General features: G+C 66.6%; 10 protein-coding genes and 1 pseudogene. 1 reads left to right on the forward strand and 10 read right to left on the reverse strand.

Features of this window, described 5'->3' with window-relative positions; genetic code table 11:
* Positions 1-136 precede the first annotated feature (136 nt).
* The 5 genes from QZS13_RS02310 to QZS13_RS02330 all read right to left on the reverse strand — a co-directional run bounded on the left by QZS13_RS02310 (position 137) and on the right by QZS13_RS02330 (position 5996).
* Entirely contained in the window at positions 137-673 is a 537-nt protein-coding gene (locus QZS13_RS02310; RefSeq protein WP_295585018.1) for an O-acetyl-ADP-ribose deacetylase, read from the reverse strand.
* Between the two features lie 69 nt (positions 674-742).
* Positions 743-2443 (reverse strand): hypothetical protein, encoded by a 1701-nt coding sequence (locus tag QZS13_RS02315; RefSeq protein WP_295585020.1) that lies wholly within the window; start codon positions 2441-2443, stop codon positions 743-745.
* Positions 2443-3360 (reverse strand): AAA family ATPase, encoded by a 918-nt coding sequence (locus QZS13_RS02320; protein ID WP_295585022.1) that lies wholly within the window; start codon positions 3358-3360, stop codon positions 2443-2445. Before QZS13_RS02320 ends, QZS13_RS02315 begins: the two co-directional genes overlap by 1 nt.
* Before the next feature lie 58 nt (positions 3361-3418).
* Positions 3419-4618 (reverse strand): diaminopimelate decarboxylase, encoded by a 1200-nt coding sequence (locus tag QZS13_RS02325; protein WP_295585024.1) that lies wholly within the window; start codon positions 4616-4618, stop codon positions 3419-3421.
* 64 nt (positions 4619-4682) lie between these two features.
* A complete protein-coding gene (locus QZS13_RS02330) occupies positions 4683-5996 on the reverse strand; it encodes a glycosyltransferase (protein WP_295585026.1) in 1314 nt (437 codons plus the stop codon).
* A gap of 142 nt (positions 5997-6138) precedes the next feature.
* On the opposite strand from QZS13_RS02330, the gene QZS13_RS02335 reads away from it, so the two are divergent.
* A complete protein-coding gene (locus QZS13_RS02335) occupies positions 6139-6681 on the forward strand; it encodes a carbonic anhydrase (protein ID WP_295585028.1) in 543 nt (180 codons plus the stop codon).
* A gap of 44 nt (positions 6682-6725) precedes the next feature.
* Here the strand turns inward: QZS13_RS02335 and QZS13_RS02340 are convergent, their stop codons facing one another.
* The 5 genes and pseudogenes from QZS13_RS02340 to QZS13_RS02360 form a co-directional block, all read right to left on the reverse strand.
* Positions 6726-7727 (reverse strand): ribokinase, encoded by a 1002-nt coding sequence (locus QZS13_RS02340; RefSeq protein WP_295585030.1) that lies wholly within the window; start codon positions 7725-7727, stop codon positions 6726-6728.
* 393 nt (positions 7728-8120) lie between these two features.
* Entirely contained in the window at positions 8121-9632 is a 1512-nt protein-coding gene (locus QZS13_RS02345) for an IMP dehydrogenase (protein WP_295585032.1), read from the reverse strand.
* A gap of 59 nt (positions 9633-9691) precedes the next feature.
* Positions 9692-13387 (reverse strand): phosphoribosylformylglycinamidine synthase, encoded by a 3696-nt coding sequence (locus tag QZS13_RS02350; RefSeq protein WP_295585034.1) that lies wholly within the window; start codon positions 13385-13387, stop codon positions 9692-9694.
* A complete protein-coding gene (purD, locus tag QZS13_RS02355; RefSeq protein WP_295585036.1) occupies positions 13388-14668 on the reverse strand; it encodes a phosphoribosylamine--glycine ligase in 1281 nt (426 codons plus the stop codon).
* A 353-nt stretch (positions 14669-15021) separates the two neighbouring features.
* A pseudogene (locus QZS13_RS02360) lies at positions 15022-15191 on the reverse strand (phosphoribosylaminoimidazolecarboxamide formyltransferase); the annotation flags it as partial.

Raw genomic sequence — 15191 nt, forward strand, 5'->3', positions numbered from 1 at the left:
TGCATTGCACCGGGGGCGCTCTTCGTCTTGCGGACGGCATCCGGCAGCCCACACATCCGGCACCGCAGAAGACAACACAAAAGGCCGCGCCATCTGGCGCGGCCTTGTTGCGTTTTCTGATTCGGTTTTCTTCCACTCACAGCCGCATGTCCCTGTCCTCGGCGTACCACAAATTCCAGGTCTGGCGGTAAATGGCGGCGGCCGCCTCCGTGTGGCAGATCATGCGTACCCGCTGGGGCAGGTCATGGCTGCGGAGAAAGTCCATGATGGCCTTCAGGGCCACGGTAGACGCCTGGGGCAGGGGGTAGCCGTAGATGCCGGTGGAGATGGAGGGGAAGTCCACGGTGCGGATGCCGTGGGCGGCGGCCACCGCCAGGGCGCTTTTGTAGCAGGAGGCCAGCAGGGCGGGCTCGCCCATGCCGCCGCCCTGCCAGACGGGGCCCGGCGTGTGGATCACGTACCGGGCGGCGAGGCGGAACCCCGGCGTCAGCTTGGCCTTGCCGGTCTCGCAGCCCCCCAGGGCCCGGCAGGCCTCCAGCAGCGCCGGACCGGCGGCCCGGTGGATGGCGCCGTCCACGCCGGACCCGCCCAGCAGCGAGGTGTTGGCGGCATTGACGATGGCTTCGGCGTCGGAACGGGTGATGTCCCCTACGAGAATGTCAAAACGGTTCATGGGATCGCCTCCTTTTTGCCTATGATACGCCGGAGGCGGCCGGGATGCAAGATCATAAATTTCCTTTTTTTACAAGGACCGGATCTGATTCTGGATCAGGGTGCCCACCGTGTCGGCAAACTGGTCCAGCGAGCGGATGCGGGCGAAGTTCCGGCCGTAGATGGTGTGGGCGGCGGGGATGTCCTCGTCGTCCCCGGTGAACACGCAGATGACGGAGATGTCCTGCCGGGTCAGGGCACGGACCTCCGCGGCGGTGTTCTGCACGCCGTTGTCCCCGCCGTAGTCCACGTACCGGCCCGACTGCTCCATCTGGATCACGTCGTTGGGCTTGGCGTCGGAGAGGAGGATCAGGATGCGGTGCTCGCAGGGAGCGTCCGCCATCTCCCGGCAGATGGCCCGGACGGCCAGGCCGTCCCGGTTGCAGCCGGTGGTGAAATAGTTGAATATATTGTCGTTTTTGTCCACTTCATTGTAATCCCGGTACCGAGTCAGGATGGTGTAGCCGCTCAGGGAGCAGTAGGAGGACACCCGGACGGGAATGCCGCAGCGGTTGAGGCTCTCGGCGATCATGTACCCCTGGGCGGAGACCACCTCCTGGCGCCGCACCTGGGAGGTGGAGGCGTCCAGCAGAATGTCCACGCACAGCTGCCCCGGGTCCGAGTGCTGGATGTGGGTGAACACCTTGTCGTCGTTCAAGTACACGCCCCGCCACACCCGGCCCCCGTCCAACGAGCCGTAGGACGTGCGCACCACCTCCGGCTGGAGGTAGGCCATCATGGCGTTGCGGATGCGGGCGGTGAGCCGGAGGATGCTGTTGCGGTGGCGCAGGCTGTCGGCGGCGTAGGCGGTGCGGTTGGCGTCCATCTGCTTGAGGGCCGCCTTGCGCTGGGTGGCCGTGTACCCCCGCAGGTGGGGGTCGTAGTCGGCGCTGGCGGAGGCGTAGTAGAGGTGGCAGCCACGGTGGCTGTCGGCGCACAGCTCCCGCTCCCGCCGGGCGGTGGTGTCCGGGTCGTAGAAGGAGGCGCCGAAGCAGGCGGAGATGTACTTGCGCAGCGCCTCCTCCGTCTGGGCGGCGTTCTTGTCCGTCAGGCGGCGCTGCGTGGGCTGGGTGTTCTCCCCGCCTCCCTGGGACAGGTGCTCGCCGAAGCCGTGGCCGAAGGTCCGCACCGCCGGCAGGGCGGCAAGGTCTCCCCGGCGGCCGAAGAGCAAAAACCGCCGCCGGGGCTTTTTGGCCGGCTGCTCCTGGCCGGGCACAAAGCCAAACCAGGTGTGCAGCAGCTCCAGGGCGTGGTCCGTCAGGGCCTGGCCGTCCCAGTCCGGAGGGAACTCCAGGGCATCCAGGAGCTTGCGGTCCCAGGGGGTCAGCTCCGCCTCCAGGCCCAGGGCCCGGCGGAAGTGGGCGTCCTCCAGCACGTCCAGCTGGGTGGCGGCGCCGCGGTTGTTGGCCAGCACCTGCCGGGCGTAGGACCGGCGCAATGACGGCAGGGCGGGCCGGTGGGCGGCCTCCCGCTGGTAGACGGCGTTCTCCATGCCCAGCCAGAGAAGCTGCTCGAAGAGGGACTCCCGGGCGCTGCCGTGGATGGCGGCGAAGAGGCGGGTCAGGGTGTCGGCGCCGTAGGCCTTCCGGGCGGCGCCGATGATGCTGTTCCAATAGAGGTCGGCCCGGCCCTGGGCGTCGTAGGCCTTGAAGTCCGGCTCGTAGCCGTACTCCCCGGCGGCGTTCCAGATGAGGTTGCGGGCCCGCCGTTTTTCACGTTCGGGGATCTCCATCAGTCAAACACATCCTCACGGGCCAGTGTCTCGGGCAGGCGGGCGCGGATCACGTCGGTGACCAGCTGCTTTTCAAAGTCGTCGAAGGACTTGTTGACGATGCCCAGCTCCAGCGCCCGGTTGCCCTCCAGGCCCGTGTCCATGAGCCGTACGGAGGCCACCAGGCCCCGCAGGTCCAGCGGCTTTGTGGAAAGCTCCCCGCCGTCGCACTTTTTCTGGATGTCCTGGAAGAGGCCCGCGAACTGCTCGGCGTAGGCCTTCTTCAGGTGGGGGAACTCCCGGCACAGCAGCTTGATGAGGCCCTCCTGGGAGATGGCGGGCATATCCAGCACCACGAAGCGGGAGGCCAGGGCCTCGTTGAGCTCCCGGGTGCCGGCGTAGCCGTAGTTCATGGTGGCGATGAAGCGGGTGGCGTCGTGGAGGCGGATGCGGCTGTAGCCGGGCATGTCGATGCACCGGCGGAAGTCCAACGTGGCGTGGAGCACGGCCAACGACTCGTTTTTGGCCATGTTGATCTCGTCCAGCACCCCGAAGCCGCCGCACTCGGCGCACTGGTAGATGGGGCCCTTGCGCAGCGACACGGCGCCGTCGGCGAAGGTGTCGGTGCCAAGGAGGGTGGCGGAGTCGGTGTTGATGTAGAAGGACACGTCCCAGCTGGGGCGGCCGAAGGCGGCGGCCAGGTTCTCGGCCAGCACGTTCTTGCCGGTGGCCTTGGGGCCTACCAGCAGCAAATTCTCGCCGCACAGCAGGGCGGTGGCGGCCTCCTCCCAGATGTCTTTTCCGTAGTAGAAGTACCGGGGCACGGGCACCCGGTCGGCCAGGGGGCCCTGGGCGGGCCACTGGGCACGGAAGTGCTCGATCTCCCGGACGATCCGCTCACTGACGCCCTCCTGGCGCAAAAATTCCAACAAATCCAAGGTTTCTTCCTCCAATTGGCCGGCAGAGTACCGGCCCGCAAAGTTCAGGGTAAGGTGCTCACGCCTCCATCACGCGGCCGTCGGCGGTTAAAAACAGCTGGGCGGGCGGGGTCAGGAAGGCGAACTGCATGGGGGTCATGACGGCGGCGTAGCAGCCGGCGTTGTCCAGGGCCAGACCGTCGCCGATCTCCAGGCGCCGAAGCGTCACGTCCCGGGCGATGATGTCCGCGGAGGTGCACAGGTTGCCCGCCAGGGTGACGGTCTCCGTGTCCGTATGATCCGTCAGGGGGATCAGGTCGGAGGCGTGGACGTGGGTGAAGATGGGCTCGCAGGGGAAGGGGTGGTCGGTCATGGTCCGGACCATCTCGCCCACGGCGGGACGGGCGAAGCCGTTGAGAGTGCCGCAGAGCAGCACGAAGGTCTTGCCGTGGGACACCTTCTTGTCCAGCACCCGGGTGACGTAGGTGCCGCTCTTGCCCACCACGTAGCGGCCGCTCTCAATGAGGATCTCCAGCCCCGGCCAGGCCTCGGCGCACCGGGTGCGCATGGCCTGGAACCGGCGGCCCAGGGACTCCACGTCCAGCGGCTCCTCGCCGGGGGCGAAGGGGATGCCAAGGCCGGAGCCGAAGTTGGCAAAGCGCAGCGTGACGCCCAGGCGCGCCTGCACCCGGTCGATGAGGGCGAACATATTTTCGTAGTAGTGGGCCAGCACGTCGGCGGAGAGCTCCTGGCTCTTGGCGTGGACGTGGATGCCCACGATGTCCAGGCCGGAAAGGTCAGCGTTCCACAGGTCCTCCTCGTCGATGCCGAACTTGCCGGCCACGCCCTCGTCGGCGGCGAAGGTGAACTCCGGGTTGATGCGCACGCCGATGGCGGGCGTCTCGCCCTTTTCCGCGCCGATGCGGCGGATCATGTCCAGCTCGTGGAGGCTGTCGGCGATGAGGACGCACCGGCCCCAGGCCGAGCGCAGGTCCGCTTCCGTCCGGGCGGGGGCGGAGAAGTAGATGCGTCCGGCGTCCAGGCCCCGCTTCCAGGCGGCGTCCACCTCCCCCAGGCTGGCGGCGTCGGCCCCCAGGCCCTGGGCGAACACGGTGTCCAGCACCCGTCCGGCGGGGTTGCACTTCATGGAGTAGAGGAACCGGGCGCCGGGGAAGTTGTCCTGGAGGCGGCGGATGGAGTCGAGAATGCAGGATTCCTCATAGAGGTAGAAGCTGTTGTGATACTGCAATTGCTGCATCAGAAGTTGCTGCGTAGCCATGGGAGATCCTCCTTATTCAATGTGATGCATCTATCATATCATATTTCCCGGGAAAGACAAGCGCTCACAGGGCGCGGCGGATGCTCTCCTGGAGCTTGCCGCTGAGGAGGCGGTACTGGCCGCACTCCTCCGTGGTGAAGCCCGCCTCGGCGGCCCGGCGGCAGTCGGCCAGGGCCTGGGCCAGGTCGGACAGGACCGGGCGGCACTGGGGCGGGAACGTGACGCGCACCCGCTTGGTCTCGTCTTTGCTCCGCACGTCCTCCAGCCGGACAAGGTCCTTGGCGGCCAGCCGCTGAGAGAGCACCGTGAAGGCGCTGCGGGAGACGCCGGCAAAGTCCGCCAGGGTCCGGCGGTCGGCGGGGAAGTCCACCTGCCTTAGATAGAGAAGCAGCCGCACCTCCGCCAGGGACAAATCGTGCTTGAGGGCCACCGTCTCCAAAAAGCGGTCCAGGAGCTTGCGGCGGCGGAAGGCGTCGTGGAGGAGGCTCCGGCCCTCCAGCAGCTCCGGGCACACCTGGAGCCGCTCGTTGCCAAGCTTCGTGGCGCCGGGGAGAATGGTGGGGGGCACGCCCCCGTCCCCCGCCGCGTCCACCAGAAAGCGGTAGACCTTTAGGCGGCTTTTCTCGTACTCCTCCTCGTCCAGCACGGTTTTGAAGAACTGGTGGTAGTACTCAAAGACCGTCAGCTTCATGCGCACGGTCTTGGTGATGCTCAGGCTCTGGGAGGCCAGGGAGCCCTTGGTCTTGACGTAGTAGTAGATGGGCACCTGGAGGGCGTAGAACCGCTGGGCGTGGCGGATGTACTCCAGGTTGAACATGAAGTCCTCGCACCAGCTGATCTCCGGGTCCATCCGCAGGTGGTGGGCGGCGACGATGTCCCGCCGGTAGAGCTTGTTCCACAGCACCCCGTAGTAGAAGTCGGCGGGGTTTTCCATCATGTGGGCGGCGTACTCCTCCCGGGAGAGCACGGCGTCCTCGTCGATGTCCCCCTTGTGGGACACCCGCTCCCCGCACACCCGGTAGAAGTCGGCGATGACCAGGTCGCACTGGTGCTCCCGGGCGGAGCGGACCAGGGAGACGGTGGCGTCGGGGGTGATCCAGTCGTCGCTGTCGAGAAATTGCAGGTACTCGCCCCCGGCGTGGTCCAGCGCCAGGTTCCGGGCGGCGGACACGCCGGCGTTTTCCTGGTGGAACACCTGCACCCGGCCGTCCCGGGCGGCGTAGGCGTCGCACAGGGCGCCGGAGCCGTCGGTGCTGCCGTCGTCCACCAAAAAGAGCTCGAAGTCCTCAAAGGACTGGTTCAAAATACTGTCCACGCACCGCTCCAGCGTCTTTTCCGCGTTGTAGACCGGCACGATGATGCTGACCGTTGGCTGCATAGGGTCCCTCCTTGGCGATTTTGGGTGGGCCGGGCCGTTTGCCCGGCGTTCAAACAAAGCAATTCTATCATAACATGGTTGAAATTTCACCTCTTATCCCCCATAATGGAAAACAAGACCAAAAAAGAAAGGAAATTCCTCCATGATCGACGAGATGCTTGCCTATAACCGGGAATTTGTCAAAAGCGGCGCCTACAAGCGCTTTGCCACCAGCAAGTACCCGGACAAGAAAATTGCCATCCTCACCTGTATGGACACCCGCCTGGTGGAGCTGCTGCCGGCGGCCCTGGGCATCAAAAACGGGGATGTGAAGCTCATCAAAAACGCCGGCGGCATGATTACCGGCCCCTTCGACAGCGCCGTGCGGAGCCTCCTGGTGGGCATCGTGGAGCTGGGGGTGGAGGAAGTGATGGTCATCGGCCACACGGACTGCGGCGTGGCCCACATCAACGCGGACATGATGATCCGCCACCTCATCGAGCGGGGCGTGTCCCGGGACCACATCGACATGATGCGCTACTGCGGCATCGACTTTGAGGCCTGGCTCCGGGGCTTCGACACGGTGGAGTGCTCCGTGGCGGAGACGGTGGATCTGCTGCGCCACCATCCCCTCATGCCCGCCGACGTGACCATCCGGGGCTACGTCATCAACACGGAGACCGGCGAGCTGACGCCGCTGGAGTGAGTGGAAAAACAACAAGCCGCCGCCCATCAGGGCGGCGGCTTTGCTTATCGGAGCACGTCCAGACTGGAGAGGGGGAAGGCGTCGCAGTTCCGCTCTTTCAGCAGGGCGCACACCTCGTCCAGGGTGGGCAGGGAGGGCATGGCGCCCATGCGGGAGACGGTGATGGCGGCGGTGTGGCTGGCGAAGGTCAGCGCCGCCTCCTGAGAAAGGCCCGCGGTGAGTCCCACGGCCAGGGCGCCCACGAAGGAGTCCCCGGCGGCGGTGGGGTCGGCCACGTGGGGCATGCGGACGCAGGGCACGTAGGCAACGTCCCCGCCCCGCACCACGGCGGAGCCCTGGCTGCCCAGGGTGACGATCACGTGTTCCACGCCCCGGCGGTACAGCGACCGGGCGATGGCCTCCAAATCCTCCGGGTACAGCGCGCCGTGCTCGTCCCGGCGCAGGGGCAGTCCCGTCTCCGCGGAGGCCTCCTGCTCGTTGGGGGTCAGGTAGCTGACCAGGCTGATGAGCTCGTCGTCCAGGTCGGTGGCGGGAGCCGGGTTGAGCATGACGGGCACGCCCGCCTCCCGGGCCCAGCGGGCCACGGCCCGGTTGACCTCGATGGGCACCTCCAGCTGCAGCAGCACCATGTCGTAGGTGCCGATCTCCGGGCGAATCCAGGCCACGTCCTCCACGGTGAGGGTGCGGTTGGCGCCGGGGATGACGATGATGCGGTTCTGGGCGGTGTGCTCGGTGACCTCCAGCGTCACGTGGCCCACGCCGGACCAGACGCCCTGGCGCACCAGCACATGGCTCACGTCCACGCCGTCATGGCGGGGCGTCTCCAGCAGGGACTGGCCGAACAGGTCGTCGCCCACGCAGCCCATCATGGTGACCTGAGCCCCCAGTCGGGCGCACTGGAGGGCCTGGTTGGCGCCCTTGCCGCCGGGCGCCATATGGAAGGATTTACCGTATACAGTCTGAGCGGAGGCGGGCACCCGCTCCGTGGTGGCGATCACGTCCATGACGAAGCTGCCCACCACCAAAATACGAGGTTTGTGATCCATGATTTTGAACGCTCCTGTTTGTCTACTAAGGTGTACCCCATTATAAGACTTTGTGAAAAAAATACAACCCTTTTCAGAAAAGTTAAAAGAAAAACGATTAAATTACAGAGAAAACGACGAAAGCGGCGGCCGTGCGGGCCGCCGCTTTTTCATTGCCGCCGCCGCAGGCGGCGGGCGGTGTGTCCGGGAACTTAGTTCCGGTTGCCGGAGTTGGTGGTGTCCTTCAGCAGCACGTCGTGGGCGCCGCCGCACCCCACGGAACGAGTTCCGCGGGGACCCCGCATGAGAGCCAACCGGGCAGGCGGAGCCCGCCCGGTTCAAGATGGCCGCAGGCGGCCATGCTTGGACGCGCCGTGCGCGGAGGTGGAAGGCGGCGGAAAGTGCGTCAGAACTTTAGTTCCGGTTGCCGGAGTTGGTGGTGTCCTTCAAGAGCACGTCGTGGGCGCCGCCTTCCACAATGGACACGGCGGACACCAGCGTCAGCTTGGCCTTTTCCCGCAGCTCGGGGATGGTCAGCGCGCCGCAGTTGCACATGGTGGAGCGCACCTTGGCCAAGGTGGTGGCCATGCCGTCGCTCAGGGCGCCGGCGTAGGGCACGTAGGAATCCACGCCCTCTTCGAAGGAGAGCTTGGCGGCGCCGCCCAGATCGTAGCGCTGCCAGTTGCGGGCACGGGCGCTGCCCTCGCCCCAGTACTCCTTCATGTAGCTGCCGCCGATGAGGACCTTGCTGGTGGGGGACTCGTCGAACCGGGAGAAGTACCGGCCCAGCATGCAGAAGTCGGCGCCCATGGCCAGCGCCAGGGTGATGTGGTAGTCCTGGACGATGCCGCCGTCGGCGCAGATGGGCACGTAGATGCCCGTCTCCTCAAAGTACTTGTCCCGCTCGGCAGCCACGTCGATGACGGCGGTGGCCTGGCCCCGGCCGATGCCCTTGGTCTCACGGGTGATGCAGATGGAGCCGCCGCCGATGCCGATCTTGACGAAGTCGGCGCCTGCGTCCGCCAGGAAGCGGAAGCCCTCGCCGTCCACCACGTTGCCGGCGCCCACCTTCACGGTGTCGCCGTAGTGCTCGCGGATCCACTTGAGGGTGCGCAGCTGCCACTCGGAGTAGCCCTCGGAGGAGTCGATGACCAGCACGTCCACGCCGGCCTCCACCAGGGCGGGCACCCGCTCGGCGTAGTCCCGGGTGTTGATGCCGGCGCCCACCACGTAGCGCTTCTGGGAGTCCAGCAGCTCCAGGGGGTTGCCCTTGTGGGAGTCGTAGTCCTTGCGGAACACGAAGCTCACCAGATGGCCGTCCTCGGAGAGGATGGGCAGGGCGTTGAGCTTGTGGTCCCAGATGATGTCGTTGGCCACCTTCAAACTGGTGCCCTCGGGGGCGGAGATGACCTTCTCCACCGGGGTCATGAACTCGCTGACGGGGGTGGCGGGGTCCATGCGGCTGACCCGGTAGTCCCGGCTGGTGACAAGGCCCAGCAGCTTGCCGGTGCCGGTGCCGTCGTCGGTGACGGCCATGGTGGAGTGGCCGGTGCGCTCCTTGAGGGCCAGCACGTCGGCCAGGGTGTCGCCCAGGCGCAGGTTGGAGTCGCTGGTGACGAAGCCCGCCTTGTAGTTTTTCACCTTGCGGACCATCTCCGCCTGCTGATCGATGGGCTGGGAGACGTAGATGAAGGCGATGCCGCCTTCTTTGGCCAGGGCGATGCCCATCTGTTCGCCGGAGACGGACTGCATCACGGCGGAGACCATGGGCACGTTCATGGTCAGGGGGCACTCCTCACCCTTTTTGAACTTGACCACCGGCGTCTTGAGGGAGACGTTGGTGGGGATGCACTCGGAGGAAGAGTAGCCGGGCACCAGGAGGTATTCGCTGAAGGTATGGGACGGTTCACTGAAATAATATGCCATGAGGCCACCTCGTTTCGAAATATTGGTACTATGTTACCACATTTTTGTGGAAAAGCAACTTAAATGTTGAAATAGTCCCGGGCGGCGTCGAACAGATGCAGCTCGTAGTCGCCTGGTACGTTCTGGTAAAGGCCGGGGCCCACCCGCTCGGCGTGGCCCATCTTGCCCAGGACGCGGCCGTCGGGGGAGGTGATGCCCTCCACGGCCCACACGGAGCCGTTGGGGTTGAAGGCAACGTCCATGGTGGGCGCACCGGCAAGGTCCACGTACTGGGTGGCGATCTGTCCGTTCTCCGCCAGCTGGGCAAGGAGCTCCGGCGGGCACAGGAACCGGCCCTCGCCGTGGGAGATGGGCACGCTGACGATCTGGCCCACCTGCATCCGGCTCAGCCAGGGGGAGCGGTTGGAGGCGATGCGGGTGCGGACGATTTTGGACTGGTGGCGGCCGATCACGTTGTAGCTGAGGGTGGGGCAGGTATCGTCCATGTCCCGGATCTCGCCGAAGGGCACGAGGCCCAGCTTGATGAGGGCCTGGAAGCCGTTGCAGATGCCAAGCATCAGCCCGTCCCGGTTTTTGAGCAGGTCGTTTGTGGCGTCGGACACCGCCGGGTTGCGGAAGAAGGCGGTGATGAACTTGCCGGAGCCGTCGGGCTCGTCGCCGCCGGAAAAGCCGCCAGGCAGGAAGATGATCTGGCTTTCCCGGGCCTGGGCGGCGAAGCGGGCGGCGGAGTCGGCCACGTCCGCGGGGGACTGGTTGCCCAGCACCAGGATCCGGGGCTCCAGACCGGCCCGCTCCACGGCCCGGGCGCTGTCGTATTCGCAGTTGGTGCCGGGGAACACGGGGATGAGCACCCGGGGCCGCCGCACCCCCGCCTTGGGGGCGGGGCGGGAGAAGGCCGGGGCCTCCAGCACGGGCACCGTCTCGGGGTCGGTCGGCGTTTTCATGGGGAAGATGGACTCCAACGTGGCGTCGTAGGGTCCGGAGAGCTCGGAGAGGGTCACGGACTCGCACTCGCAGCAGATGGAGCCGCTTCCGTTGGTGACGCCCACGCACACGCCGGTATCCAGGTCCTCCGTCACCTCCAGCAAAAGGGCTGCCGGACGGCGGGCGAAGAGGTCGGCGGGCAAAAACGCGTCGGTGAAGGAGAAGCCCAGGCCGTTGCCAAGGCAGGACTTCATGACGGACACGGCGATGCCGCCGTAGCCCACCACGGAGGCGGAGACCACCTTGCCGGAGGCGATGGCCGCCTCGGCCGCGTCCAGGGTTTCCACCAGGCTCTCAGGGACCAGGTTGCCGTCCTCGCCCACCTGGGGGGCCAGGAGATAGACCTTGTGGCCGGGGGCCTTGAATTCATCGGAGAGGATGCGGTCCGTGGTGCCCAGGGACACGGCGAAGGACACCAGGGTGGGGGGCACGTCCAGGTCGTTGAAGGAGCCGGACATGGAGTCCTTGCCGCCGATGGCGGCGCACTGGAGGTCCAGCTGGGCAGAGAGAGCGCCCAGCAGGGCGGCCACGGGCTTGCCCCAGCGGCGGGGGGCGGCACCCAGCTTTTCAAAGTACTCCTGGAACGTGAGCCAGCACTTGCGGCGGGAGCCGCCGGCGGCGATGACCTTGGCCACGGACTCGGCCACGGCCAGGTAGGCGCCCCGGTAGGGACTCTCCTCCATGACGTGGGGGTCGCCGCCCCAGGCCATGATGGAGCAGGTGGTGGTGTCGTGGCCCAGCACGGGGAGCTTTGCCGCCATGGACTGGGTGGGGGTGCGCTGGTACTTGCCGCCGAAGGGCATCACCACGCTCCCTGCACCGATGGTGGAGTCGAACCGCTCGCAAAGGCCCTGTCTCGAGCAGAGGTTCAGATCGCCGGCCAGGGTCATGAGGGTGTCGTGGAAGTTGGTGACGGGCACGGACTTGGCCGGACGGGGGGCGTCCACGGCGGCCGCGGCACGCTTGGACGCGCCGTTGGTGTTGAGGAAGGCCCGGGAGAGGTCCGCCACGGTGCGGCCGTTCCAGCGCATGACCATGCGGCCCGTGTCGGTGACCACGGCCACCACGGTGGCCTCCAGGTTCTCCTGGTGGGCCAGGGCCATGAAGCGGTCGGCGTCGCCGGGGTCCACCACCACGGCCATGCGCTCCTGGGACTCGGAGATGGCCAGCTCGGTTGCGTCCAGGCCCTCATATTTCTTGGTGACCTTGTTCAGATCGATGTCCAGGGAGTCGGCCAGCTCGCCCACGGCCACGGATACGCCGCCGGCGCCGAAGTCGTTGCACCGCTTGATGAGCTTTACGGCCTCGCCGCAGCGGAACAGCCGCTGGAGCTTGCGCTCCTCGGGGGCGTTGCCCTTCTGGACCTCCGCCGAGCAGGTGGAAACGGACTGGGTATCGTGGCGCTTGGAGGAGCCGGTGGCGCCGCCGATGCCGTCCCGGCCGGTGCGGCCGCCCAGCAAAATCACCACGTCTCCGGGGACGGGGGTCTCCCGGCGGACGTTGCCCGCGGGCACGGCGCCCACCACGGCGCCGATCTCCATGCGCTTGGCGGCGTAGCCCTTGTGGTAGATCTCGTCCACCAAGCCGGTGGCAAGGCCGATCTGGTTTCCGTAGGAGCTGTAGCCGTTGGCGGCGGCGGTGACGATCTTGCGCTGGGGGAGCTTGCCGGGCAGCGTCTTGGAAAGGGGTGTGCGGGGGTCCGCCGCGCCGGTGACGCGCATGGCCTGGTACACGTAGCCCCGGCCCGCCAGGGGGTCCCGGATGGCGCCGCCGATGCAGGTGGCCGCGCCGCCGAAGGGCTCGATCTCCGTGGGGTGGTTGTGAGTCTCGTTTTTAAAGAGCAGCAGCCAGGGCTTTTTCTCCCCATCCTCGTCCACGTCGATCTTCACCGTGCAGGCGTTGATCTCCTCGGACTCGTCCAGGTCCGTCAGGGCCCCGGTCTTTTTCAGGTACTTGGCGCCCCGGGTGGCCATGTCCATGAGGGTGACGGGCTTTTCCCCGGCGTTCGTTGCCTCCCGGACGGCCAGGTAGCGCTCGTAGGCGGCCTTTGCGGCGGGGTCGTCAAAGGAAAGGTCCGTCAGCACCGTGGAGAAGGTGGTGTGGCGGCAGTGGTCGGACCAGTAGGTGTCCAGAATCCGCAGCTCCGTGATGGTGGGGTCCCGGCCCTCCTTGGCGAAGTAGGCCCGGCAGCACTTGAGATCGTCCACGTCCATGGCAAGGCTCAGCGTGGCAATCAGGTCCTCCAGCGTCCGGTCGCCCATGGCGATGAAGCCCCGCAGCACGTCGGGGGGCTCGGGCTCCGTCACTTCCATGGCCAGGGAGGTGACCGGCTCCAAGCTGGCCTCCCGGGCCTCCACGGGGTTGATGACGTAGTGCTTGACCTTCTCCACGTCATCGGGAGTCAGCTCCCCGGAGAGCAGGTATACCTTGGCGGTGCGGACCATGGGCCGCTCCCCCTGGGTCATGAGCTGGATGCAGGCCCGGGCGGAGTCGGCCCGCTGGTCGAACTGACCGGGCAGGTACTCCACGGCGAAGGCCACGCCGTCCTGAGCGGGCAGGGCGGCGGACACGTCGTCCACCTGGGGCTCGGAGAACACGGTCTGCACGGCCCGGGTGAAGGTCTCCTCGTCCAGACCCTCCACGTCATAGCGGTTCAAAAGCCGCAGACCGGTCAGATGGGTGAGGCCCACCAGCGTCCGCAGCTCCTGATAGAGCCCCGCGGCCTCCTGGCGCAGGCGGGGCTTTTTTTCAACATATACACGTCGTACCATTTACTGTCCCTCCAATGCCGCCAGAGCCCGGCGGCCGATGTCATGGCGCAGGTATTTTCCCTCAAAGGAGACGGTGTCCGCGGCGGCGTAGGCGTCGGCCAGGGCCTGACGCAGCGTGGGCGCCGCGGCGGTGATGCCCAGCACCCGGCCGCCGCTGGTGACCAGGGTATCGCCCTCCAGCTTGTCGCCGGCGTGGTAGCAGGTGACGTTTGCCGGGAAGGCGGCGGGGAAGGTGATGGGCTTGCCTTTTTCGTAGTGGGCGGGGTAGCCGCCGGAGGCCAGAATGACGCAGGCGGCGGCGCCGTCGGACCACTCCACGTCCAACTCCCCCAGGGTTTCGTTCTCCACCGCCTGCATGACGGTGAGAAGGTCCGTTTTCAAAAGGGGCAGCACCACCTGGGTCTCCGGGTCGCCGAAGCGGCAGTTGTACTCGATGACCTTGGGGCCGTCGGGGGTGAGCATGAGGCCGAAGTAGAGACAGCCCTTGAAGGGGCAGCCCTCGGCCCGCATGGCCGCCAGGGTGGGCAGGAAGATGGTGTCCATACACACCTGGGCGATGGCCGGAGTGTAGCAGGGGTTGGGGGCCACGGTGCCCATGCCGCCGGTATTGAGGCCGGTGTCGCCGTCCCCGGCCCGCTTGTGGTCCATGGAGGAGACCATGGGACGGATGGCGGTGCCGTCGGTGAAGGCCAGGACGCTGACCTCCGGGCCGGTGAGGAACTGCTCGACGACGATCTCGTTGCCGGAGTCGCCGAAGGCTTTATCCTCCATGATGGTCTTGACGGCGTCGCGGGCCTCGTCCAGGTTCCGGGGGATCAGCACGCCCTTGCCCAGGGCCAGACCGTCGGCCTTGATGACGATGGGGAAGGAGGCGTTCTCCAGATAGGCCATGGCCTCTTTGGGGTCGTGGAAAACCTGATAGTCGGCGGTGGGGATGCCGTACTTTTTCATGAGGTTTTTGGAAAAGACCTTGCTGGACTCGATGCGGGCGGCCTTGGCGTCGGGGCCGAAGCAGGGGATGCCCGCATCGTGGAGGGCGTCCACGCAGCCCAGGGCCAGGGGGTCGTCCGGGGCCACCACGGCGAAGTCCACCTGGTGGCTTGCGGCGAAGTCCACAATGGCGCCGATGTCCTTGGCCCCGATCTGGGGCACGCACACGGCGTCGGCGGCGATGCCGCCGTTGCCGGGCAGGGCGTAGATGGTCTCCACCTCCGGGTTTTCCCGGAGCTTTTTGATGATGGCGTGCTCGCGGCCTCCGCCGCCCACGACCAGAAGTTTCATAGTTCACTCCTCCTACTATCCTGCTCACCGGCCCCAGGCAAGGCCGGGAAAATGATGCCGCCTTGGGCGATTTGCCGAAGGCAGTATTCAATCATGTTCGCCGCGGCGTGTACGTGGCGAACATACTTTGACTCAGCCGCCTGGGGCGGCGTTCACCAGTGACCGATGTCACTGGTGGTGGGAACCAGGGCTCGGGCACAGCCCGGGCACTGGCGAGGGCGCAGCTTGCGGCGCATCCCCTGTCCCCCTCCGACGCAAACCAGCGGAGCGTTTGGGTCGGAAAACGAGGAGCAGCGGAGGGAACCAGGGCTCGGGCATCGCCCGGGCACTGGCGATCCGCAGCTTGCGACGAGTCAGTGGTGGAACAGCCGCATGCCGGTAAAGCACATGGTCATACCGTACTTGTCGGCGGTTTCGATGACGTGGTCGTCCCGGATGGAGCCGCCGGGCTCGGCGATGTACTGGACCCCGGACTTGCGGGCCCGCTCCACGTTGTCGCCGAAGGGGAAGAAGGCGTCGGAGC

Source organism: uncultured Oscillibacter sp. (assembly GCF_900546705.1).
In the GTDB taxonomy this organism is placed as follows: domain Bacteria; phylum Bacillota; class Clostridia; order Oscillospirales; family Oscillospiraceae; genus Oscillibacter.